Source organism: Pedococcus sp. 2YAF34 (assembly GCF_052114585.1).
Classification (GTDB): domain Bacteria; phylum Actinomycetota; class Actinomycetes; order Actinomycetales; family Dermatophilaceae; genus Pedococcus.
Genome location: NZ_JBFRFA010000008.1, coordinates 81,490 through 104,300, shown reverse-complemented (window position 1 = coordinate 104,300; position 22,811 = coordinate 81,490). Strand labels below are relative to the sequence as shown.

At 72.9% G+C, this 22,811-nt stretch carries 21 protein-coding genes; 11 read left to right on the top strand and 10 right to left on the bottom strand.

All coding sequences use genetic code 11. The annotated features are described in order from the left end of the window. Positions 1-19: 19 nt before the first annotated feature. Together AB4Z02_RS06765 and AB4Z02_RS06760 are read left to right on the top strand one after the other, a co-directional pair. Positions 20-1,519 (top strand): HNH endonuclease signature motif containing protein, encoded by a 1,500-nt coding sequence (locus tag AB4Z02_RS06765; RefSeq protein ID WP_441970113.1) that lies wholly within the window; start codon positions 20-22, stop codon positions 1,517-1,519. Positions 1,520-1,659: 140 nt separating this feature from the next. After that, complete coding sequence (locus AB4Z02_RS06760; protein ID WP_441970112.1) at positions 1,660-2,211, top strand: hypothetical protein; 552 nt, start codon at positions 1,660-1,662, stop codon at positions 2,209-2,211. Positions 2,212-2,246: 35 nt separating this feature from the next. Here AB4Z02_RS06760 and AB4Z02_RS06755 read toward each other — a convergent pair whose 3' ends face one another. The 8 genes from AB4Z02_RS06755 to AB4Z02_RS06720 form a co-directional block, all read right to left on the bottom strand. After that, the gene (locus AB4Z02_RS06755; RefSeq protein WP_441970111.1) at positions 2,247-3,143 is read right to left on the bottom strand and encodes a carbon-nitrogen hydrolase family protein; all 897 of its coding nucleotides are present in this window, start codon (positions 3,141-3,143) and stop codon (positions 2,247-2,249) included. After that, on the bottom strand, positions 3,143-3,802 hold the full coding sequence (locus AB4Z02_RS06750) for an SRPBCC family protein (RefSeq protein WP_441970110.1): 660 nt from the start codon (positions 3,800-3,802) through the stop codon (positions 3,143-3,145). Before AB4Z02_RS06750 ends, AB4Z02_RS06755 begins: the two co-directional genes overlap by 1 nt. Further along, entirely contained in the window at positions 3,799-6,225 is a 2,427-nt protein-coding gene (cutA, locus tag AB4Z02_RS06745; RefSeq protein ID WP_441970109.1) for an aerobic carbon-monoxide dehydrogenase large subunit, read from the bottom strand. The genes AB4Z02_RS06750 and cutA overlap by 4 nt, the downstream gene beginning before the upstream one ends. Further along, the gene (locus AB4Z02_RS06740) at positions 6,222-6,752 is read right to left on the bottom strand and encodes a (2Fe-2S)-binding protein (RefSeq protein ID WP_441970108.1); all 531 of its coding nucleotides are present in this window, start codon (positions 6,750-6,752) and stop codon (positions 6,222-6,224) included. Before AB4Z02_RS06740 ends, cutA begins: the two co-directional genes overlap by 4 nt. Continuing rightward, a complete protein-coding gene (locus tag AB4Z02_RS06735) occupies positions 6,749-7,633 on the bottom strand; it encodes an FAD binding domain-containing protein (RefSeq protein ID WP_441970107.1) in 885 nt (294 codons plus the stop codon). Before AB4Z02_RS06735 ends, AB4Z02_RS06740 begins: the two co-directional genes overlap by 4 nt. Further along, the gene (locus AB4Z02_RS06730) at positions 7,630-9,192 is read right to left on the bottom strand and encodes a uracil-xanthine permease family protein (protein ID WP_441970106.1); all 1,563 of its coding nucleotides are present in this window, start codon (positions 9,190-9,192) and stop codon (positions 7,630-7,632) included. Before AB4Z02_RS06730 ends, AB4Z02_RS06735 begins: the two co-directional genes overlap by 4 nt. A gap of 369 nt (positions 9,193-9,561) precedes the next feature. Further along, positions 9,562-10,377, bottom strand: coding sequence for a hypothetical protein (locus AB4Z02_RS06725; protein ID WP_441970105.1), 816 nt, complete (start codon positions 10,375-10,377; stop codon positions 9,562-9,564). 294 nt (positions 10,378-10,671) lie between these two features. Continuing rightward, entirely contained in the window at positions 10,672-12,429 is a 1,758-nt protein-coding gene (locus tag AB4Z02_RS06720) for a PucR family transcriptional regulator (protein ID WP_441970104.1), read from the bottom strand. A 151-nt stretch (positions 12,430-12,580) separates the two neighbouring features. Between AB4Z02_RS06720 and AB4Z02_RS06715 the strand changes: the two genes are divergently transcribed. From AB4Z02_RS06715 to AB4Z02_RS06695, 5 genes are read left to right on the top strand one after another with little or no spacing between them, the layout of a single operon-like run. Beyond that, positions 12,581-13,345 carry an oxamate carbamoyltransferase subunit AllH family protein gene (locus AB4Z02_RS06715; protein WP_441970103.1) on the top strand — a complete coding sequence of 255 codons (765 nt, stop codon included), beginning with the start codon at positions 12,581-12,583 and terminating at the stop codon, positions 13,343-13,345. Beyond that, positions 13,342-14,892: an FdrA family protein gene (locus tag AB4Z02_RS06710; RefSeq protein ID WP_441970102.1), complete on the top strand. Its 1,551-nt coding sequence runs from the start codon at positions 13,342-13,344 to the stop codon at positions 14,890-14,892. Before AB4Z02_RS06715 ends, AB4Z02_RS06710 begins: the two co-directional genes overlap by 4 nt. Next, positions 14,889-16,295 carry a DUF1116 domain-containing protein gene (locus tag AB4Z02_RS06705; protein WP_441970101.1) on the top strand — a complete coding sequence of 469 codons (1,407 nt, stop codon included), beginning with the start codon at positions 14,889-14,891 and terminating at the stop codon, positions 16,293-16,295. The genes AB4Z02_RS06710 and AB4Z02_RS06705 overlap by 4 nt, the downstream gene beginning before the upstream one ends. A 52-nt stretch (positions 16,296-16,347) precedes the next feature. After that, on the top strand, positions 16,348-17,205 hold the full coding sequence (locus tag AB4Z02_RS06700; RefSeq protein ID WP_056882450.1) for a bifunctional methylenetetrahydrofolate dehydrogenase/methenyltetrahydrofolate cyclohydrolase: 858 nt from the start codon (positions 16,348-16,350) through the stop codon (positions 17,203-17,205). 4 nt (positions 17,206-17,209) lie between these two features. Further along, positions 17,210-17,479: a DUF3017 domain-containing protein gene (locus AB4Z02_RS06695; RefSeq protein ID WP_056882451.1), complete on the top strand. Its 270-nt coding sequence runs from the start codon at positions 17,210-17,212 to the stop codon at positions 17,477-17,479. An 83-nt stretch (positions 17,480-17,562) separates the two neighbouring features. Here AB4Z02_RS06695 and AB4Z02_RS06690 read toward each other — a convergent pair whose 3' ends face one another. Further along, positions 17,563-18,552 (bottom strand): malate dehydrogenase, encoded by a 990-nt coding sequence (locus AB4Z02_RS06690; protein WP_056882452.1) that lies wholly within the window; start codon positions 18,550-18,552, stop codon positions 17,563-17,565. Between the two features lie 136 nt (positions 18,553-18,688). Here AB4Z02_RS06690 and AB4Z02_RS06685 point away from each other — a divergent pair, with 136 nt between their 5' ends. The 3 genes from AB4Z02_RS06685 to AB4Z02_RS06675 all read left to right on the top strand — a co-directional run bounded on the left by AB4Z02_RS06685 (position 18,689) and on the right by AB4Z02_RS06675 (position 20,727). Further along, a complete protein-coding gene (locus AB4Z02_RS06685; RefSeq protein WP_441970100.1) occupies positions 18,689-19,747 on the top strand; it encodes a GNAT family N-acetyltransferase in 1,059 nt (352 codons plus the stop codon). 9 nt (positions 19,748-19,756) lie between these two features. Further along, positions 19,757-20,245, top strand: a complete 489-nt coding sequence (locus AB4Z02_RS06680; RefSeq protein WP_441970099.1) for a hypothetical protein — start codon at positions 19,757-19,759, stop codon at positions 20,243-20,245. Positions 20,246-20,325: 80 nt separating this feature from the next. Next, on the top strand, positions 20,326-20,727 hold the full coding sequence (locus AB4Z02_RS06675; protein WP_441970098.1) for a DUF6855 family protein: 402 nt from the start codon (positions 20,326-20,328) through the stop codon (positions 20,725-20,727). 9 nt (positions 20,728-20,736) lie between these two features. Here the strand turns inward: AB4Z02_RS06675 and AB4Z02_RS06670 are convergent, their stop codons facing one another. Further along, positions 20,737-21,207 (bottom strand): DUF2867 domain-containing protein, encoded by a 471-nt coding sequence (locus tag AB4Z02_RS06670; protein WP_441970097.1) that lies wholly within the window; start codon positions 21,205-21,207, stop codon positions 20,737-20,739. Between the two features lie 101 nt (positions 21,208-21,308). On the opposite strand from AB4Z02_RS06670, the gene AB4Z02_RS06665 reads away from it, so the two are divergent. Then, positions 21,309-22,793 (top strand): cryptochrome/photolyase family protein, encoded by a 1,485-nt coding sequence (locus AB4Z02_RS06665; RefSeq protein ID WP_056882456.1) that lies wholly within the window; start codon positions 21,309-21,311, stop codon positions 22,791-22,793. The last annotated feature ends 18 nt before the right edge of the window (positions 22,794-22,811 follow it).

Sequence of the window (22,811 nt, the reverse complement as noted above, 5' to 3'; positions counted from 1 at the left end):
ACACCTGTACGATTGAGGCATGTCCACCGCCCCGCTCGCGCAGTCCCGGCACCGCCGGCAGCAGGAGCTGTGGGCACGCACTGCCGCCGTCGCGGGGCGGTTGAACCGGGCGCAGGCCGAGCTGGTCGACATCGCCGCCGAGCTCATCACCGACCGGCACTGGGGCGACGGTGGGTTCAAGACCCCCGAGCACTACCTGGTGGTGCGGGCGGGGTTGTCGCCGGCCCATGCCAAGGACGTGGTGGCGGTCGCGCGCCGCCGGGCCGAGCTGGTCGAGGCGTCTTCGGCGTTGGGTGCGGGTGAGCTGTCGCTGGACCAGGTCGCGGTCATCGCCCACGGCGTCCCGGCCGGCTACCAGGCCTCGGTCACCGCCCTCGCCCGCGAGGCCACGGTGCCGCAGCTGCGCCGGGCCGTGTCCCGGCACGCGTTCCCCGCCGCCGCCGCCGCCGTCGCCGAGGAGGCAGGTGGGGGCGCGGCTGCCGAGGCGGCCGAGTCCTCGCCCGACGACTCGACCGAGGACTCGGGTGTCGACCCGCGCGTGGAGGTGGAGCGGGCGGAAGAGGCTGCGCGGCGGTCGGTGGTCGAGCAGCGGGCGTGCGCGAAACCGGAGCTGTCGATGAGCTACGACGCGGACGGCCGGTTCCAGCTGCGGTACTCCGCCCCGGCCACCATCGGCGCCCTGGTCGAGCAGGCGGTCAAGGAAGCCAAAGACGCCCTGTTCACCCGTCGCCGCGATGATGCCGCAGTCACGCGTGTGGAAGAGCGGCACGCCGGCCTGCCGACGTACGCCGATGCGTTGGAGGAGATGGCCAACCGCTCCCTCGCGACGGTCGAGTCCACCTCCCGTGCCGCGCACTACCGGGTCTACCTGCACCTGGACACCGAAGGCGCCTGGGTGACTGGTGGGCACGCGATCCCGCTGCGGCTGCTCGGCCGGTTCATCAGCGACGGGGTGGTCCAGCCCGTCTGGGAGACCGACGGCACCCCCGTGTCCGTCGGGCGGGCGATGCGGATCCTGCCCGAACGCACCCGACACCTCATCATCGACCGCGACCGTGGGTGCCGGTTCCCCGGCTGCACCAGCACCGGCTTCACCGAGGTCCACCACCTGCACGCGTGGGCCGACGGCGGCACCACCGACCTGCACAACCAGATCTCCTTGTGCACCGCCCACCACGACGGCATCGACCGCGGCGACCACACCATCACCGGCGACCCCACCGGACCCGACGGACTCGTCGTCACCAACCGCCACGGCCTGACCATCCGACCACCGAGACCGGCCGACACCGCACCCCCACCCGGCGGCGACCCCCAACCACCGCCTGGCACCTACCAGCCACCATCCGGCGGACCAGTTCATTGGAACGACGTCGAGCTCCCACCCGACCACGAGCTGCCCAGCCGTCATCGCAAGTTTCAAGTGGTGCCCGCGGCGCCTACGGAACCCGAACCCGAGTTCGTCTCCTGGCTCGACGACCCCGCCAACCCCGACCGCGGACTCATCCGCGTCCTCTGAGCCCCAAGGCCCGCGCTTGCGCTGGCATGAGTGAGCGGACCCGAGCGAACCCGCCACCCGCAGGCGCGTCGCATGGGAACCTGACCGTGTCTCCTCTCCGTCACAGAGGAGTCGAGCAGTCCGGCCCTGGGGGAGGCGGCATGAGGCGCAAGCGGGTGGTCGCAACCCTGGCCGCCCTCATGGCGGTCGCCGCCCTCGGCATGCTGGCGTCGTCCGCGGGGTTCCCGCCGGGGTCACGCGTGCGCATCGAGCTGTTCGAGCTGCCCGGGCCGAGCGGCGCACCGGTCGGGCCGCTCCGTGACGGTTTCCTCGTCGACCAGCTGGTCGAGGCGGACCCCTCTCACTGGGCAGGGTCGTTCGCCGACGGCCACAGCCTCGTGGCGACCTACGTCGGCGTCGACCAGGCAACCGCTCGGCGTGCGCTGACCGATGCGGGGGTGTCGTCGGCTGTCCGGCTGGAGGCGCGGTCCGTCAGCCGCGCGGACGCCGACGCGGTCCGCGACCTCATCCAGGGGAGCGGGCTGTGGGGCAGCCGCATCTCCGGCCTGGGCTTCGACCCCTACCGCTGCGTGGTGGAGGTCGAGGCACGCAGACCCGGCCTCGAGCTGGTGCGCCGCCTGGAGGAGGTCACGTCCGGGAGCGACGTGCCGGTCCGCATCCACTGGCAGCTCCACGCGCCGCGCGCTGTCTGACGACACCAGGCCGCGACCGGTCCGGCCCGGCCCGTCTAGTGGGGGAACGACGTCCGGGCGGGGCGTTCGAGGTCGTCGCGGTGGTTGCGGATGAGGTCGAGGTTGCGGTCGCGCAGGTGGTCGAACCCCTGCCCGATGTTGGATCCCGGCGTCAGGGACGCGAGCGCCGTTGCGGGGTCGAGCCGGGCCGAGACCCATCCCTCGTGCGACGCGGCCTTGGCGACGATGTGGCCGACGGGTGTGACGATGTGGGAGTTGCCGAAGTAGAGGACCCCAGCCGCATCGACCCCGGTGGCGTTGGCGCCGACGACGAACACGTGGTTGTCGTAGGCCCGCGCGCGAGAGGTCAGCTCCCAGATGTCGGCCGAGCGCAGCAGCGCCGACGGCCGCAGGATCACCTCGGCGCCCTGGACCGCCTGGATCCTGGAGAGCTCGGGGTAGTCGCCGTCGAAGCAGATGATCATGCCGATGCGCCCGAGGTCGGTGTCGACCACGGTCACCGTGTCGCCGGGGGTCACCCAGCCGCCGCCGTCGACGTGCTCGGTGCAGAACGGGTGGGTCTTGCGGTAGACGCCGACCACCTCGCCGCGGGGGTCGATGAGCACCGAGGCGTTGTGGACGACGCCGCGCTCGGGGCCGCGCTCGTACGTGCCGAGGCAGACATGGACACCGAGGTCACGGGCGACCTGCTGCACGGGCTCGGTGACGGGGCCCGGGATCTCCGAGACCAGGTCCCAGAGCTCCTCGGTCGAGCAGTCGGGCGTGAACCCGGTCGTCGCCGTCTCCGGCAGGACCACGAGCTCGGTCCCGGTGGCGTCGACGCACCGTCGGGTGAGGTCGACGCACTTGTCGAGGTTCTTGCGGACGACCTCCGGTGACAGCGGTCCCTGGACCGGCGCCAGCTGCACGGCCGCCGCGGTGAATGCGCGCATCAGCGTCGCCTCCCTAGGTTCCACCCGACGATAACCCCGGCGAGGGCCACGGCCCCACCGGTGAGCACGCCGTACGCCCAGCTGCGGTCCGGACCGCGCCCGGCCCCGGCCCTGCCCAGCTGGGCAGCGGGCGTCGCGGCCACTCCCGCATAGACGGGTGCCCCTGCGGGGGCGCCGGGTGCTCGGGTGAGCACGGGCGACTCGATGGGTACGGGGCGCACGCCGGCGATGTCCGCGTCCACGGACGCGAAGAACTGGGCTGCCATCTTGCGGGTGGCTCCCGCCAACATGCGCTGGCCGACCCCGCCGAGCACGCCACCGACGGCCGCGTCGGCGTCGTAGGCGAGGTCGGTGCCCCCCGCCGCAGCCGGGCTGAGGCGTACGACCACGTCCGCGTCCACCGTGCCCGGCGCCCCGGAGCCGGTGGCCTTCATGGTGAACTGGCCCGGCGGTCGGGGGTCCTGCAGCGCGACCTTGCCGTCGTACGTGCCCTTGATCGCCGCGACCCCGGCAGTGACGGTCATGGCGTACTCGTCCTGGCCCACCTGCGTGAGGGACTCGCACCCCGGCAGGCACCGAGCGAGGACGGCGGGGTCGTGGAACGCGTCCCAGACCTGCTCGGGCGTGGAGGTCAGGGTGGCCGTGCCGGAGATCTTCATCGGGGCTTCCTCGTCGTCGCGTCGTGGTTGCGCAGGGAAGGGATCTCGCCGGCCTCGTGGCGTCGGCGCAGCTCCCACAGCTCCACGGGGGAGATGGGCATCGAGGTGATCGCGAAGCCCTCGGCGTCGGAGATGGCCGAGGCGATGACCGCGCTCACCGGTATGCAGCCCGCTTCGCCGGCGCCCTTGATCCCCAAGGGGTTCAGCGGCGACGGCGTCTCGAGGTGGTCGGTCTCGATGTGTGGGACCTCGGAGGCGTAGGGCATCAGGAAGTCCATGAACGAGGCGTTGAGCAGCTGGCCCGACTCGTCGTAGACCATCCGCTCGTACAGCGCGCCGCCGACTCCCTGCGCGACCCCGCCGTGCACCTGGCCCTCGACGATCATCGGGTTGATCATGGGGCCGCAGTCGTGGACCACGCAGTAGCGCAGGATGCGGATCTCCGCGGTCACCGGGTCGGTCTCGACGACCGCTGCGTGCATCCCGTTGGCGAACGTCGCCTGCGTGGGGGAGTAGAAGTCGCGGCCCTCCAGCCCCGGCTCGTCGTCCTCGGCGACCGGGGGGCGGTCGGGGTCGTTGCCGTGGGCGAACTGCGTGGCCGCCTGGGCCGCCTCGTCGAACGCGTAGCGCAGCGGGTTGGACATGACCGACACGGTGCCGAGCGACATCTGGGTGTCGGGGGCGCCCTTGACGCGGACGACGCCGTCGACGATCTCGAGGTCGTCGGCAGCCACCTCCAGAGCGTCGGCGGCGATGCGCAGCGCCTTGGCTCTCACCTGTCGTGCGGCGAGGGCGATCGCGTTGCCACTCATCACCGCCGCTCGCGACGCGAAAGTGCCCACGGCGTAGGGCATCCGGCGGGTGTCACCGGTGGTGACGAAGACGTCCTCGAGGGGGACGCCCAGCTCCTGCGCGACCACCTGGGCGAAGGCCGTCTCGTGGCCCTGGCCCTGCGACGTGAGCCCAGTGGAGACGTTGACGCGGCCGCTGGTCTCGACCTGGATGTGGCCGCCCTCGTACGGGCCCACCCCGGTGCCCTCGACGTAGCACCCGATCCCGAGCCCCACCCTGCGCCCGGCAGCCTCGGCCTCCTCGCGGTACTGCGCGAAGTCGTCCCAGCCCACGAGGGCCTTGAGCTTCTCGAGCGTCGCGGGGAAGTCCCCCGAGTCGTACTTCAGCGGTCGCCCGTCCTGGAACAGCAGCCCGTGGTCGTAGGGCATGTCCGCCGGGAGGATGAAGTTGCGCGCACGCACCTCGGTGCGGTCGAGCCCGAGCTCGTCGGCGATGGCGTCCATCGTCCGCTCCATCGCGAAGCAGCCCTGCGGCCGGCCGGCGCCGCGGTACGGCGTGACGAGGACGGTGTTGGTGTAGAGCGACCAGAACTCGCAGCGGTAGGCCCCCGGCTTGTAGGGCCCGAGCAGCTGTGTGGAGGTGATGATCGGGACGATGATCCCGTACGGCGTGTAGGCGCCGTTGTCGTGCCAGAACCTCACGTCGAGGGCCAAGAGCCGCCCGTCGTCGTCGAAGCCGACCCGCACCTGCTGGAGCTGCCCGCGCTCGTGCGCCGAGGAGATGAAGTGCTCGCGACGGTCCTCGACCCACTTGACCTCCGTGCCGAGCGTCTTGGCGACCCAGGGGACGAGCACCTCCTCGGGCCACGGGTGGTTGATCTTCACCCCGAACCCGCCGCCGACGTCGGGGGCGATGCACTCGACCTTCGCCAGCGGCATACCGAGCTTGGCAGCCACCGCGGCGCGCACGCCGGTGGAGGTCTGCGTCGAGGAGTAGATGCGCAGCTCGTCGCGGTCGGCGTCCCACCGCGCGTAGACGCCCTTGCCCTCCAACGGCATGCAGGCGCTGCGCTCGATGGCGAGGTCGAGGTCGAGGACGTGCGGGGACGCCGCCAGCGCGGCCTCGACGTCACCGACCTCCTGGAGCATGTGGGCGGCGACGTTGCCGGGGACGTCCTCGTGCACGAGGAGGTCGCCCGTGCGGGCGGCCTCGAGGCCGACGACGGGCCGCAGCTGCTGGTAGTCGACGCGGATGCGGGCACAGGCGTCCTCGGCGAGGTAGCGGTCTCGGGCCACCACCATGACCACGGGCTCGCCGACGTGGTTGACCTCGTCCTTGGCCAGGGCGTACTGGGTGCGGCCGTGGGTCAGGGTGGGGTGCGGGATCAGCAGGGGGAGGGGCTCACCGACGCGGCCAGGGAGGTCCTCGTGGGTGTAGATCGCGACGAGCCCGTCGACGTCGAGGGCGTCCGTGACGTCGATGTCGACGACCTTGGCGTGGGCGTGGGGGCTGCGGACAAAGGCTGCAGCCAGGGCGCCACGACCCAGGTCGTCGAGGTAGCGGCCGCCGCCGGTCACCAGGCGCGGGTCCTCGCGGCGACGGATGGGCGCCCCGAACATCTGGGTGGTCACGCGGTGCTCCCGGCCGCTGGGCCCTCGGATGCGGATGCTTCTGCCTTGATCTCGGCGGCGCGCAGGACAGACTTGACGATGTTCTGGTAGCCGGTGCAGCGGCACAGGTTGCCCGAGATCGCCTCGCGCGCCTCGTCGGCCGTCGGGTCAGGGTGGTCCTCGAGGTAGGCGGTCACCGTGGTGACGAAGCCCGGGGTGCAGAAGCCGCACTGGAGCCCGTGGCACTCGGTGAACGCCTGCTGCACCGGTCCCATGGCCTCGACCGTCCCGAGCCCCTCGACGGTGGTGACCCGGTGGGCCTGGGCCGTCACGGCGAACATCAGGCAGGACCGCACGGGGGCGCCGTCGACGAGCACCGTGCACGCTCCGCAGACACCGTGCTCGCACCCGACATGGGTTCCGGTGAGCCCGACGTCGTGGCGGAGGAAGTCCGACAGCAGCCGGCGCGCCGGCACCCGGGCGTGGCGGGGGACGTCGTTGACCGTGACCGTCACGTCGAGCAGCACCTCGGGCACCGGTTCGCTCATGCGGCTGAGTCTCCCTGTGCGGCAACGGCATCCGTGGCGGCCTCGGCGAGCACGAGGTGGGCGAGCTGCGTGGCCAGCATCGCGCGGTACTCGGCCGTCGCATGGATGTCGTCCTCCGGCGCGAGGTGCTCGCGGACGAGGTCGTCGCAGGCCGACCAGTCGATTTCTCCTGGCGCCTGCCCGCGGCACGCCTCCGTCACGTCGAGGATGCCGGGCACGTCGGTGACGGAGACGAACGACAGCCGGGCCGAGGACACGACACCGTCCTCGACGGCGACCGCGGCGGCCACCCCGGCGAGCGCGTAGTCGCCGTGGCGACGAGCGCGCTCGGCAAAGGCCGTCCCCGTGGTGGCGCCGAACAGGGGGAAGCGGACGCCGACCACCAGCTCGTCCGGCTCCAACGCGGTCTCCAGGGGGCCGAGGAAGAAGTCGTGGCAAGGGATCTCGCGCGCTCCCCGGGCACTTGCCACCTCCACCACGCCACCGGTGAGGGCGAGGACCGCCGGCATCTCCCCGGCCGGGTCGGCGTGGACGATGGAGCCGACCGTCGTGCCGCGGTTGCGGATCACGGGGTGGGCCACGTGCCGCACCACGCGGCGCAGCAGCGGCGACGCGCCGTACACCACCTGGTCGTGCTCGAGCCGTGCGTGCCGGACCAGGGCACCCACCCGTACCGCGTCCGCGGTCACCGTCAGGTCGTCGAGCCCGCTGACGGCGTTGACGTCGACGAGGTGGGCCGGCGACGCGAGCCGCATGTTGAGGATGGGGATCAGGCTCTGACCGCCCGCAAGCACCTTGCCGTCGTGCCCGACCCGCGCAAGCACCTCCACGGCCTCCTCGACGGTGCGAGGCGCGTGGTGCACGAACGGTGCCGGCTTCACGAGCGGCCGTCCCGCGTCCCCTCCGTGCGCGACGCGTCCCGGTCTCCGACCCGGTCTCCGGCCTGGTAGAGGTCGTCGACGTCGCTCTCGCCGTAGGTGTCGCGCCCGAGCACGATGCCGGCGCCGCCGGGGCGGTTCGCACGGTCGCGCAGCTCGCGCGGGGCCACCGCCTTGGCCAGGTGGTAGCCGCCCACCGCGACGATGGTGCCGAGGGCGATGCCGCTCAGGGAGAAGTTGTCGGTGAACTTGATGGCGACGTTGCCGATGCCCATGATGATGCCGGCGGCCAGGGGCACGAGGTTGATCGGGTTGCCGAAGTCGACCCCGTTCTCCTTCCAGATCTTGGCGCCGAGCAGGCCGATCATGCCGTAGAGGACCACGGTGATCCCGCCGAGGACGCCGCCCGGCACCGAGGCGACCAGCGCACCGAACTTGGGGGAGAGGCCGAACAGGACGGCCACGAGTGCGGCGACGTAGTAGGCGGCTGTCGAGTAGACGCGTGTGGCCGCCATGACTCCGATGTTCTCGGCGTAGGTCGTGGTCGGGGAACCGCCGACCGAGGAGGCGAGGGCGGTGCCGATGCCGTCGGCGGCGATGGCGCGGCCCATGTAGGGGTCGAGGTTGTGGCCGGTCATCTCGGCGACGGCCTTGACGTGCCCGGTGTTCTCGGCGATCAGCGCGATGACGGCGGGGAGCACCAGCAGGATCGCCGTCATCGAGAACGACGGCGTGTGCCACCCGACGACCTCCTTGCCGTCGGCGGCGATCGTCGTCTGCGACGGGAAGCCGAACCACGCGGCCTCCTTGACGGCCCCGAAGCTCGTGCGGAAGTGCTCGAACGGTGTGGCGACGCAGTACGTGCCGGCCGTCTGGCACGCCTTGCCGGCACCGTCGAGGAGGTTCTGCCCGGGCAGGGCGCTGGTGAGCTGGCCCGCGGTCTTGTCGAGGACCCACGACAGGACCGTGCCGAAGATGAGCGCGAGGAAGACGGCGATGCGGCCGATGAACCCGCGGAAGGCGACCGCGCAGACGATGGTGAAGACCATGACGAGCAGCGCGACCCACTGGTCCTGCGGCCAGTAGATCCCGGCGACGACGGGCGCGAGGTTGAAGCCGATGAGCATGACGACCGCGCCGGTCACCGAGGCCGGCAGCACCCGGTGGAGCAGGCCCGAGCCCAGGAAGTGGATGAGGATGCCGACCACAGCGAGCACCAGGCCGGCGACGAGGATCGCCCCGGTGACCTCCTTGGAGTCGCCGCCCTGGGCGCGGATCGCCGCGACACCGCCGACGAACGACGCAGACGTGCCGAGGTAGCTCGGCACCCGTCCGGAGACGATGAGCAGGAACACGATCGTCGCGATGCCGCTCATCATGATCGCGAGCTGCGGGTTGAGGCCCATGACGATCGGGAAGACGAAGGTGGCCCCGAACATCGCCACGACGTGCTGGGCGCCGAGCCCGACCGTCTTGCCCCAGCTCAGGCGTTCGTCCGGGGCGACGACGTCGTCCGGTCCGGCGAGGTTGCCGTCGCCGTGCAGCTTCCAGCCCAGTGCCATGAGGACTCCTTGTCGACAGCCGCGCGGCGGCGAGACCCTTGCGAACCCTTCAGATCCTTCCGGACCCCCGTCGCCGGGGATAGGCGCAAACTACTGGGACCGGCAGGTCCCGCGTTGGGCAATTGTTGCTATCAGATGCCACGCATCTGGTGGACCTCGATGGCGATGGCGTGGCGGCTCACGGGGCGTCGAGGCGTGGCGGCGTCGGGGCGTCGCACCCGCGCCCAGTGATCACAGTGAGCGCTCGGGACTCCTCCGCAGCCTCAGCACCCGCGCCGAGTGATCACAGTGACCTGCAGGGACCCCTGCGCCGCGTCACGCCAGCCCCCAGTGATCACAGTGACCGGTGCCGTCGCGCCGTGGGCCGGCTCAGCCGCGGCTGGGGAAGTGCCCGCGCCAGCCGTCGCTGGTCCGGACGACCAGGCCGCGCTGCCGCAGGGCGACCGCGACCCGGTCGACCGTGGCGCCTGGTGTGCCGAAGACATCCACTGACAGGGCGACGAGCAGGCGCCACCCGCGCCCGTCCAGGTCCTCCCGCCTCCGCACGTCCCTGACCCACTGTCGTGAGTCCTCGGAGTGCTGGCGTCCGTCGTACTCGAGCGCGAGCTTCACCTGCGGCCAGCTCAGGTCGAAGCGGTAGGTCCAGCCGCCGTTCTCGTCGCGGAGGACGTGGTTGACCACGGGTTCGGGGAGACCGGCGAGGACCACGAGCAGTCGCAACCGGGTCTCCATCGGCGAGTCCACACCGCTGCGCACGAGAGCCGCCGCGCGACGGGCCAGGGCTGCCCGCGGTCCACGGTGCTGCCGCGCCTGCTCGACCAACAGTTCTGGAGTGGTGCGTCGGGCGCGCACGAGCGAGTCACCGAGGACCACGAGGTCGACCAGGTCCAACCTCGTCGCCAGGTCCAGGAACGTGCGCTCCGGCCCGGTGACCGGGAGCCCCCGCAGCCTCAGGGCCGGCGGCATGCGTCGCGCCCTGCGCGCCTCGAGCTCGGGACGGCGTATCGGGCGGGCGTAGGGCACGGTGACCTGCACCCGGGACCGCGACGGGACGACGCCACCCCACAGCCGTGCGGCGGTCTCGTGGCTGAACACCGCGCCCTGCGGCAGGACGAGGAGCGCGGCCGCGCACCGCATACGCAGGGTGTCGTCCACGCAGTCCTGGACGTGGACGCCGCGGAGCACGCGCCGGAACCGTGGTCCGCGGAGGGTGCTCCGCGGCACCGGAGACCGTGACGTCTCGAACGGTGTCGCCTCTGGGGTCGCGGGAGCCACCACCCGAGGGTGGACCAGGTGGGACAGGCCCGTCGCCGTTGTCCACAGGCCCTGGGGCTGCTCACTGTGATCAGTTGGGGCTGGTGCGGGGGCGCGGACGGCTCCTGCACTGCTCACTGTGATCAATCGGGGCTGTTGGCGACACGGTCCCAGGGACGGGAGTGTTCACAGTGACCAGCCGTCACCGCACCCACCGAGCTGCTGTCAGATGCCACGCATCTGGTGGACCTTGAGGGCGAGGGCCAGCTTGAGTCGCAGCTGCGGGTCGGAGGTGAACGGCCCGAGCATCCGTTCGAGCTTGGCGATCCGGTAGCGCAGCGTGTTGTAGTGGAAGAACAGGATGCGCGCGGTCTCGGCGACGTTGAGGTTGGTGTCGAGGAGCACGCTGAGCGTCTGGCGCAGGTCGGCGTGATCGGGGACGTCGTCGGTGGCGAGCGGGCCCAGCGACTCCTCGACGAAGCGGCGCAGGTCCGCGCTGTCGGGGATGAGCGAGAGCAGCCGGAAGATGCCCAGCCCGTCGAAGTGGGTCAGGGCCGAGGCGCCGTGCAGCTGCCGCCCCACGCTGACGGCGCTGAGGGCCTCCCCGTAGGCGGCGGGCAGGTCCGCGACGGAGTCGATGGGTCGCGAGACGCCGGTGGAGAACGTCCGCCGGCCGCCGCCTCCGTCGCCGCGCACGACGCGTACGACGTCGCCGACCGACCGCATGACCTCGTCGGTGTCCCAGTCGGCAGGTACGGCGTGCAGGGCGACGACCTCCTGGCTGAACCCCACGACCGCCGCCCGCGGGTCCCGGACGCCGACGGCCTGGATCCACGCGCGCGCGAACCGCTGCTGGAGGGACGCCACCTCCTCGGGCGCCCGCGTGGTGCGGCTGTCGTCCTCGTCGGTCTCGGCGACCACGACCACGAGCCGCCGGTCGAGGTCCCACCCGAGCGCGCTGGCGTGGGCGACGGCGTCCGTGGGCGTCCCGGCGCGGCCGGAGAGGGCGTCCCGGAGGAACTCCGCGCGGTACTTGCCCTCCACCGCCGACACGGCCTGCTCCTTGGTGATGGCCAGTGCGGCCACCGTCGCCGCGCGCTCGAGCAGGTGCACGTCGTCGGACGTGAGGTCGCGGTCGACGAACGCGACGAGCAGCCCGTGGTCGAGCTGGCCCGCGACGATCCGGACGAGGGCGCGTCCTGCGTTGCCGGTCCGGGGGTCGCGGATGCCCACGGGCTCGTGCTCGGTGATGAGGCGCCCGGTGCGGTCGAAGCAGTCGAGGGCCAGCGCGGCCGCCAGGTCGTCCTCGGCGCCGGCGCTCGCGACGAGCCGCCCGTCGGTGGTCGTCACCATGGTGGCGCCCCCGAGGAAGCCGGCGAGCCGCTGGCAGAGGTCCTGGAGGCCGCCGCCCGCGAGCACCACCCCGACGAGGATCTGGTGCGCCTCGTCGACGCGCTCGAGGATCTCGGCCTGCTGGTCGAGCAGCGCGCCGAGGACCTCGGTCACGACACGCTCGGCGCTCGGGGCTGCGGTCAGCACGACCGGGGTGCCGACCTGCTCCCCGAGCGCCTGCCACCCCCGCGCGTCGGCGCCGCCAGAGCGAGTGACGACGAGCGCAGCCGCGGTACGCAGCGCAGCCACCGCGGCGGAGGAGCCGAGGTCCCGTGGGGTGACCGCGGAGGGGTCCACGCACAGGAGCTGGTGGTCGAGGCGGAGGTCCTGCACGGGTGCCGCGTTGGTGGGCGAGGCGTCGAGCAGGCGCGCACGGGTGACGACCCGAGCCGCACTGGCCGAGGACCCTGTGATGGAGTCCGCCGTGTCTACGGGGTGCAGGGCGCCGTCGCGCAGCGAGGGCAGCTCGAGCAGCCGCTCGAGGGGCAGCCCGGTCACGAGCTCGCGGGCCTTGAGCGCGCTCGACGGAGGGCTTGCGGCGGCTGTCAACTCCGCGTCACGGACGCCCGCATCGTTGGCAACATTCACCATGAGGGGACTGTAACCGCACTGGGTAGCGTCGCACCGTCGGTCCCACCAGCCCGAGCCAGACTCTTGCACCGGAGGTCCTGTGGCGCAGCGCGAGCGGTCGTGGCCGGCGGCTGCCTCGTCGCGAGCCACTTCCGCGCTCGCCGGTCCACGCATGGCCGCCACGGTGCTCGTCGCGCTGCCACACGCGCTGTACCTGCGGTGCCACGACGGCTCGGTGCTCCCGGTGGTCACGGGCTCGGGCCTTCGCCTGCCGACCGCCCTCGTGCTCGCCTCGCCGGAGTCGCCGCACGGCTGGGACGTCCAACCCGGCGACCCCGTGTGGGTGGGGGACGGCGAGGTCCGGCTGCCCCGGGCGACGGTGCGTGCCGTGCGGACCTGGGCGCCGGTGCCCTTCGGCGCGGCCCTGGCCCCGCCCGAGGCGGTGTCCCTGGTCGCCGACGGCGCGAGCGGGCAGTGGCAGGGCGTGGCCCTGTCGCTCGCCCGCATGGCCCTGCGTGGTGACGACGTCACGCAGGCTGTTGCCGGCCTCGTGGGGAACGGCCCTGGCCTGACCCCGAGCGGCGACGACGTGCTGTGTGGCCTCCTGCTCGGCCTGCAGCCCGTGACCCCCGCCCGGGACCGCGTGTGGGCGGCTGTCGCGCTGCGGCTCGGCGCCACGACGAGCCTGTCCGCCGCACTCCTCGGCGAGTCCGCGGCCGGGTATGCCGTGCCGGCCGTCCTGCGGCTCGGCTCGGCGCTGGTGGGTGGCTCGGCCGGGTACACCGACGACGCGCAGGTGCGTCGCGCCGTCCGGGAGGTCGTGGCCATCGGGCACTCGTCCGGCGCCGACCTGCTCGCCGGGCTCGCCGCGGCCCTCCGGGCCCTCGCCGAGCTCGTGCGACGGTATCCCCCCGCCGCCGTGGGGGTGCCCGCATGAGCGACCACGTCGAGCTGCGCTCGGGCGTCTACGTCGACTCCGTCGGCCTCATGCAGGTCTCGCGGCAGGTCGCCACGACGCCCGGCGTGCAGGCCGCGCAGGTTGCGATGGCGACCGACCTCAACGTCGAGGTGCTCACCGGCATGAGTTTCACCGTGCCCGGGCACGCGACCCCCAACGACCTCCTCGTGGCGCTGCGCGCCGACGGCGAGGAGGGCCTCGCTGCGGGCCTGGCCGCCGTGGAGGCGGCGTTCGCTGCCCTCCGTCCGGCCGACGGAAGGGCCGGCGGCGCAGGCGGCGCGGGAGCGACGTTCGGGCAGGTGCCTTCACCGCGCACCCTGGGGCGGGCGGTCGCCGCCGTCGACGCCAACCTCGCGCTGGTGTCGGTCCCCGGGCGCCACGCCGCGGTCGAGGCGTTCGACGCGGTCGACCGGGGCGTGAGCGTGATGGTGTTCTCCGACAACGTCCCCGTCGAGGACGAGGTGCGCCTCAAGGACGCGGCCGCTGCCCGCGACGTGCTCGTCATGGGTCCCGACTGCGGCACGGCGGTGGTCGGCGGGGTGGCCCTCGGGTTCGCGAACGTGGTCGCCCGCGGCCCTGTGGGCATCGTCGCCGCCTCGGGCACGGGCGCCCAGCAGGTCATGGCCCTGCTCGACGCGGCCGGCGTCGGCACCAGCCACTGCCTCGGCGTCGGCGGCCGCGACCTGTCAGCGGCTGTGGCGGGCCGGTCGACCCGCCAGGCCCTGGCCGCCCTCGACGCCGACCCGGGCACGAAGGCCGTCCTCGTGGTCTCCAAACCGCCGGCTCCGGAGGTCCTCACCGCCCTCGAGGGGTATGCCGCGGGGTTGGCCACTCCGGTCCACTGGGCCACCCTCGGCGCCGGGCGCCCCGACCTCACCGAGGCCGTGGAGGCGCTGCTCGTGGCCACGGGCAACGCCGTACCGGGGTGGCCGCGCTGGGCGCCGCCGGTCGACGGACACGGCCCTGGCCCAAGCGCCGCGCTGCCGCGAGGACGCCACCTGCGCGGGCTCTTCTGCGGCGGCACGCTGGCCGACGAGGCGATGCTGGTCGCCTCGAGCGAGCTCGGCGGCATCCGGTCCAACATCCCGCTGTCGCCCGAGCTGGCGCTGGGACCCGACCTGGCCGCGGACGGCCACACCGTGGTCGACTTCGGCGACGACACGCTGACGCGGGGCCGTGCCCACCCGATGATCGACCCCTCGCTGCGCCTCGAACGCATCGCCGCCGAGGCCCTCGACCCGTCCTGCGGGGTGCTGCTGCTCGACCTGGTGCTCGGGTACGGCGCGCACCCCGACCCCGGCCCCCAGCTGGCTGCGGCGGTGAGCAGGGCGCGTGCGACCGCGCGGGCCGGCGGGCGCGACCTGCCCGTCGTGGTCTCGCTGACCGGCACCCGCGGCGACCCCCAGGGGCTGGACAAGACGGCTGATGCGCTGGCGGCCGCCGGCGCCGTCGTCCACCTCTCCAACGCCGCCGCGACGCGGGAGGCACTGGCCCTGCTGGCCGCCGGCCGTGAGGAGCAGCCATGACCACGCCGTTGCACGGGCTCCTCGAGCAGGACCCGGTCGTCGCCACGGCCGGGGCGGGGATGTTCGCAGAGGCCCTGAGGGAGCAGGCGGTCGTGGTCAGCGAGGCCGACTGGCGCCCGCCGCCGGAGGAGTCCGTCGAGGCACTGGGTCGGGTCCTGGCAGACCGGCGCAGGGCCGAGGCGAACACCCTTGCGCTGCAACGCATGACCGCGGCCGGTGCCGACCTGGTCGACGTGCGTCCCGCGCGAGAGGCGCTCGGCCTGGAGCGAGGGACGTTCCTGCACGCCGGGCCGCCGATCGCGTGGGAGCGCGCGTCCGGGCCCCTGCGGGGGGCGCTCGTCGGCGCGGTCCTGTTCGAGGGGCTGGCCGACACCCCGGAGGAGGCGGAGCAGCAGCTCGCGGCCGGCGTGCACGCGCTCGAGCCCTGCCACCACCGCGACGCCGTGGGCCCGATGGCCGGCGTCGTCTCGCCGTCGATGTGGGTCTACGAGCTGCGCGACGAGGTGCACGACCACACGTCCTGGTGCTCGCTCAACGAGGGCCTCGGCAAGGTGCTTCGCTACGGCGCCTACGGCCCGGAGGTCATCGAGCGGCTGCACTGGATGAACACCGTGCTCGGACCCCTGCTCCAGCAGGCCGTGCGGGCGCGGGGACCGGTCGACATCAAGGCGGTCATCGCCCAGATGCTCCAGATGGGCGACGAGGGCCACAACCGCAACCGCGCCGGCTCCCTCATGCTCCTGCGCGAGCTGCTCCCGACCCTGATCACCGCCGACGGCTCCTCGGCCGACATCGCCGAGGCGGTGCGGTTCTCCGGGGCCAACGAGCACTTCTTCCTCAACCTCGGGATGCCTGCGTGCAAGCTGTCGACCATGGCCGCCGAGGCCATCCCCGGCTCGACCGTGGTGACGACCATGGCCCGCAACGGCACCGACTTCGGCATCCGGACGGCCGGCACGGGCGACCGCTGGTTCACCGGCCCGGCCAACACCCCGGAGGGCCTGTTCCTCGGCTCGTACGGCCCCGACGACGCCAACCCCGACATCGGCGACAGCGCCATCACCGAGACCGCGGGCATCGGCGGGTTCGCCATGGCTGCGGCCCCGGCCATCGTGAAGTTCGTCGGTGGCGACGTCCCGTTCGCGCTGCAGGCCACACAGACGATGTACGAGATCACCGTCGGCGAGCACACGGCCTACCAGGTGCCGATCCTCGAGTTCCGGGGCACGCCCACCGGCATCGACGTCGCCGCGGTGGTCCGGACCGGCATCCTGCCGCAGATCAACACCGGCATGGCCGGCCGGGTCGCGGGGACGGGCCAGGTCGGGGCCGGGCTGGTGAACCCGCCCGCGGAGTGCTTCACCGCGGCCCTCGAGGCGCTCGCCGAGCAGCCCGAGGCCTGAGGGCCCGCGGCGGCGGTATGGCGCTCGGGCGGGCGTGGCAGGATACGGGACCGTGACAGCGCGCATCCTCGACGGCAAGGCAGTCCTCGCGACCATCAAGGGGGAGCTGCGCGGCAGGGTCGACGCGCTGCGCGAGCACGGCGTCGTCCCCGGGCTCGGCACGGTGCTGGTCGGTGACGACCCCGGCAGCCACTGGTACGTCAACGCCAAGCACAAGGACTGCGCCGAGATCGGCGTCACGAGCATCCGCCGCGACCTGCCGGCCACGGCGACCCAGGCTGAGGTCGAAGCCGTCATCGACGAGCTGAACGCCGACCCGGCCTGCACCGGCTTCCTGGTGCAGCAGCCCACCGGCCTCGACGAGATGGCCCTGCTGTCACGGGTCTCGCCGGACAAGGACGTCGACGGCCTGCACCCCACGAACCTCGGGTGGCTGGCGCTCGGGAAGCCGGCCCCGCTGCCATGCACCCCGATGGGCTGCATCGAGCTGCTGCGCCGCCACGACGTGCAGATCGCCGGCGCCAACGTCGTCGTCATCGGCCGCGGCCTCACCGTCGGCCGTCCCCTTGGTCTCATCCTGACCCGCAAGAGCGAGAACGCCACGGTCACGCTGTGCCACACCGGCACCAAGGACCTCGGCGCCGAGGTGCGACGGGCCGACATCGTCATCGCCGCGGCCGGGGTGCCCGGCATCGTCACCAAGGACATGGTCAAGCCGGGGGCGGCGGTGCTCGACGTGGGCGTCAGCCGGGTCGACGGCAAGATCGCCGGTGACGTGGCCCCGGACGTCGCCGAGGTCGCCGGCTGGGTCAGCCCCAACCCCGGCGGTGTCGGGCCGATGACGCGCGCGCTCCTGCTGACCAACATCGTCGTCGCCGCCGAACGGCAGCTCGCCGCGGCCACGGCCTGACACCGTGACCGCGCCGCGCCTGGGCTGGTGGTGGGTCGCCGCCCCGGTGCTGCTCGTGGGGATCATCGCCTTCCAGCTCGGGCACGTCCGCTTCGCCGGCTTCACCCTCGCCGCCGGCCTCGGCTTCGCAGCGGTGCTGCGCCTCGTGCTCCCCAACGCCCTGAGCGGGGGCCTCGTGGTGCGGTCCCGGCTCGTGGACGTGTTCACCATGGCCGTGTTCGGCCTCGTCCTGGCCGTCATCACCTACAGCCTGGACCTCCACCCGCGCCGCTGACGGCAGAGGCCTGACGGCAGACGCGTGACGGCCGGCCCGGGTGACCCGGGACCGGCCGTCGCTGCGTACGGGGTGGACGCGCCTCAGATGAGGCCCAGGCCCTTGACCGCGTCGCGCTCCTCCTCGAGCTCCTTGACGGAGGCGTCGATCTTGCCGCGCGAGAAGTCGTCGATGTCCAGGCCCTGCACGATCGACCACTGGCGGTCCTTCACCGTGACGGGGAAGGAGGAGATCAGGCCCTCCGGCACGCCGTACGAGCCGTCGGAGCAGACCGACATCGACACCCAGTCGCCGTCGGGGGTGCCGAGCGCCCAGTCGCGGGCGTGGTCGACGGTGGCGCTGGCGGCCGAGGCGGCCGAGGAGGCGCCACGCGCCTCGATGATCGCCGCACCGCGCTTGGCGACGGTGGGGATGAAGGTGCCGGCCAGCCAGTCCTGGTCGCCCACGGTCTCGGCGGCGTTCTTGCCCGAGACCTCGGCGTGGAACAGGTCGGGGTACTGCGTGGCGGAGTGGTTGCCCCAGATCGTCATCTTGCGGATCTCGGTGACCGGCACGCCGAGCTTGGCGGCGAGCTGGGAGATCGCGCGGTTGTGGTCCAGGCGGGTCAGCGCCGCGAAGCGCTCGCGCGGGATGTCGGGGGCGTTGCTCATGGCGATGAGCGCGTTGGTGTTGGCCGGGTTGCCGGTCACGGTGACCTGGATGTCGTCGGCCGCGACCTTGTTGAGGGCCTTGCCCTGGGGGGCGAAGATGCCGCCGTTGGCCTCGAGGAGGTCACCGCGCTCCATACCAGGGCCGCGGGGGCGCGCGCCGACGAGCAGGGCGTGGTTAACGCCGTCGAAGACCTTCTCGGCGTCGTCGCCGATCTCGACCTTGGCCAGCGTCGGGAACGCGCAGTCGTCGAGCTCCATGACGACGCCCTCGAGCGCCTTGAGCGCCGGGGTGATCTCGAGGAGCCGCAGCTCCACGGGGACGTCCGGGCCGAAGAGCGAACCGCTCGCGATCCGGAAGAGGAGGCTGTAGCCGATCTGGCCGGCGGCGCCGGTGACGGCGACCTTGACGGGGGTAGTGCTCACGGTGGGCCCTTCACGTCGGTGGGGTGGGACAGCTGTCCCGACGCTAGCAGGGGCGGCGTGGTGCGTTCGCGGTGGTGCGCCCGCCGGGAGCACGCACGGGGCGCAGGGCTCGGGACCCCGTGGCTAGGGTCGTGGCATGCCCACTCCGGACTTCATCCTGGCCCTGCGCGACAAGGTCGGCACCGACCTGCTGTGGCTCACCGGCGTGAGCGCCGTCGTCCGCAACGAGCGCGGCGAGGTGCTGCTCGTCCGGCGAGCCGACAACGGCCAGTGGGCGCTGGTCAGCGGCATCCTCGAACCGGGGGAGCAACCCGCCGAGGGCCTGCGTCGCGAGGTCGAGGAGGAGACGGGCGTCGTCGTGACGATCGACGCACTGACCGGGGTCTGGACCCTGCCGCCGATCGAGTACCCCAACGGTGACGTCGCGCAGTACCTCGACCTCTGCTTCCAGGCGACCCACGTCTCCGGCGACGCGCGCGTGAACGACGACGAGTCCCTCGAGGTCGGCTGGTTCGCCGTCGACGCCCTGCCGCCGATGCCGGAGCGGTCGCGCACCCGGATCGACCGCGCGCTCGCCCACACCGGCCGGACCTGGTTCGCCGCGGATGCAGCCGGAGAGTCCGTTCCCGGCCCGGACGGGCCGGAGGCGTATGCCGCCGGGCCGGCCCGCGGTGCCGCCCTCGCCACCCTGCGCGACGGCGACCGCGAGGTGGTGGTCCGCCGCGCCCGTGAGTCCGACCTGCCCGCCGTCGTGCGGCTGCTCGCCGACGACCGGCTCGGGGCGACCCGCGAGGACGAGGGCGACCTGACCCCGTACCGGCACGGGCTCGCGGCGGTCGACGCCGACCCGCACCAGCTCCTGGTGGTCCTCGACGACGGCGGCGAGGTCGTCGGCACGCTGCAGCTGACCTTCATCCCCGGCATCTCGCACGGCGGCGCCTGGCGAGCCCAGGTGGAAGGGGTGCGTGTCGCCTCGGACCGTCGCGGCAGCGGTCTGGGTGGACGGCTGATGGAGTGGGTCGCGCAGGAGAGCCGTCGGCGCGGCTGTGCGGTGGTGCAGCTCACCACGAACACGTCCCGCACCGACGCGCACCGGTTCTACGAGCGGCTCGGCTTCGTGCGCTCGCACGAGGGCTACAAGCTCAGCCTGGTGGACGCCCGCCCCGCTGCGCCCGCGGAGGTCGCTGCCCCCTAGGTTGGCGCCATGAGCGATGTGGGGGACATGGTCGTCAAGCAGGGCTTCTACCTCCGGCCGAGGTATCGCAACCACCTGGTGCTGTGGCCGGTCATCCTCACGGTCGCCGAGGGCCGGCTGCGCCTCGTCGACCACAAGGACCGGGTGCACCTCGACGCGCCGGCGCAGGAGGTGTCGGCGCGGTTCAGCCGGTTCGGACTGATGCACCTGTCCCACGCGGGCCGCCGCCTCCCGCTGCAGCGCCACGGTGCCAACTGGTCGCCGAACTTCACGACGCGGCAGGTCGAGGAGCTCGAGGCGGCGGGGATGCCCGTGCCGGGGCTCGCTGGAGGCATGTCGGGCGGCGGCGGTGACGGGTTGCTCGACGCGCTCGCCGGCCTCTCGGCGCTCGGTGAGGCGGCCGACGCCGCAGCGTCGCTGGGGTCCGGTGGACCGCTTCGACGCAGCTGGCCCCCGATCCTGACGGCCCTCGGCTGCCGGGTCGAGACGCGCGGCTAACGCCCGGGGCTCGACCGCCCCCAAGCGGGCGGCTGGGGGAGTAGAACTGTCCTGACGGCTGGCACGGACAGGTGGGTGCGATGGGCAGCGGAACCAAGGACGACCCGTGGGTGCTCAAGACCCCGCCGGGCACGGCTGACTACACGATGTACCGAGACGACGACGCCGACCCCGCGCAGCTGGTCTGCCAGGTCGGGTCGACACGACTGACGTACGACGCGCGCGTCGTCGAGGACCTGCACGTCTGGCTCCGTGAGCAGGGCGACTGGGTGTCCCTCGGATCTGCCGACGAGCAGAAGCCCGCCAAGGAGGGGACGGTCGAGGCGTGGGCACGGTCCGGCGACAACCCGATCGGCGGGTGGTACGGGCTGCGCAAGGGGTACCGCGGTCGCGTCGGGATGTACCTGCCGCCACTTCTCGAGGAGCTCGGCCTGGCCGAGGTCGAGCACCTGCCCCGCAACAACCGGATGCGCGCGCTCTGAGCCGGAGCGTCAGCGTCGCGCGTGCTCCTCGGCTCTCAGGACCATGCTGCGGTGCATCCACGCGTACAGGGCCACGTCGCCGAGCCGGGTCGCCTCACCGTAGAGGCGGCCCGCCGTCCCTTCCGGCCTGAACGCGTGGCTCAGCGTCAGGCGGGACCCGTGGTCCTCGGGAGTGACCTCCAGCTCGAGGTCCATGTGGCCTGGCAGGCGCGTGTCGGGCTTCAGCACCATGCGGTGGCCGGCCTCCACGGCCGTGACGGTCCAGAAGTCCACCCGGTCGCCGACCCGCAGGGACCGGTCGGGGCGCCCGCGGCGACGCCCCGGGCCACCGATGAGCCGGTCCACCCCGCAGCGCGCCTGCCACACGAGCTCAGGGGTGAACCATCCGGTGTCTCCGCCGACCGAGGTCACGACGTCCCACAGGACTGCGACGGGCGCGTCGACGTGCGAGCTGCGTGTGCCACCGATGACCGTGTCCACCCGGTCCACGGTAGGCGGCCGGACGGCGGACCGCTCGGCTCGCCGCCGCCGGGTGGGTCGCCCAGACTGGGTCGGGTGACAGGGCTTCCGGAGGTGCACGCATGACGCGGCGGTGGCTGTTCGCCGACCAGCTCGGACCGCACTTCGATGTGGGGCGCGACGGGGTGCTGCTCGTCGAGAGCCGGGAGGCCCTCGGCCGTCGCCGTTACCACCGCCAGAAGCTCCACCTCGTCCTCTCGGCGCTGCGCCACCGGGCAGCCGAGCTCGGCGACTCCGCCGTCCTGCTGAGGACCGCCACCTACGGTGAGGCGCTGCGGGAGCTCGGGGAGCCGGTGCGCGTCTACGAGCCCACGTCGCGCTCGGCTGCCGACTTCGTCTCCCGCCAGCTCGAGGTCGGTGCCATCGAGGCGGTCGACGCGACGCCTGGGTTCTCATTGTCCCGCAACGACTTCCAGCGCTGGGCAGGCGACCGGCGACGGCTGCGCATGGAGGACTTCTACCGGTTCCAGCGCCAGCGCCTCGACCTGCTCGTCGAGGGTGACGGGCACCCGGTCGGTGGACGTTGGTCCTTCGACGAGGACAATCGCGAACCCCCGCCCAAGGGTGCGTCGCGCCTCGACGTGCCCGCGCCGTACCGGCCCCGCGAGGACGACATCGACGCGCAGGTGAGGGAGGACCTCGACCGCTGGGAGCGCGACGAGGGCCTGGAGACCGTCGGGCGCGACGGGCCGCGGCTGTTCGCGGTCACCCGGCGTGAGGCGCTCGCGGCGCTCGAGCGGTTCGTCACCCAGCGGCTCGGGGCGTTCGGGCCCCACGAGGACGCGATGCTGCGCGGCGACTGGGCGATGGCCCACAGCCTGCTGTCGCCGTCGCTGAACCTCGGGCTGCTCGACCCGGTCGAGGTGGCGGAGCGCGCGGTACGGGCCTACCACGACGGCGACGCCCCGCTCGCGTCCGTCGAGGGCTTCGTGCGCCAGGTCGTGGGGTGGCGCGAGTACGTCTGGCATCTCTACTGGCACTTCGGCCCGACCTACCGCAGCCGCAACGGGCTCGGCGCCCGCGAGCGCCTTCCGCAGTGGTTCGCCGACCTCGACGCCGATGCGGTCGAGGCCGCCTGCCTGAGGGACGTCCTCGCCGGCGTCCGCGACCGCGGCTGGGTGCACCACATCCCGCGGCTCATGGTGCTGGGCAACTGGGCCGCCGAGCGCGGCTACGACCCCGACGCGCTCACCGAGTGGTTCCAGACCAGGTTCGTCGACGGGTACGACTGGGTCATGCCGGCCAACGTCGTCGGCATGAGCCAGTACGCCGACGGGGGCGCGATGACGACCAAGCCCTACGTGTCGGGGGGCGCCTACATCAACAAGATGTCGGACTACTGCGGCGGCTGCCGCTACCGCCCGACGGTCCGTGTCGGCGAGGACGCCTGCCCCTTCACCGCCGGCTACTGGGCCTACCTCGACCGCACCGCCGACCGCCTCGAGGGCAACCCACGCATGGCGCGTCCGCTCCAGCAGCGCCACCGCCTCGCCGACCTCGACGCGGCCGTGGAGCAGGAACGGGCCAGGGGAGCAGCTGCCCCCTGACCCGTTCCGGTGCTGCGT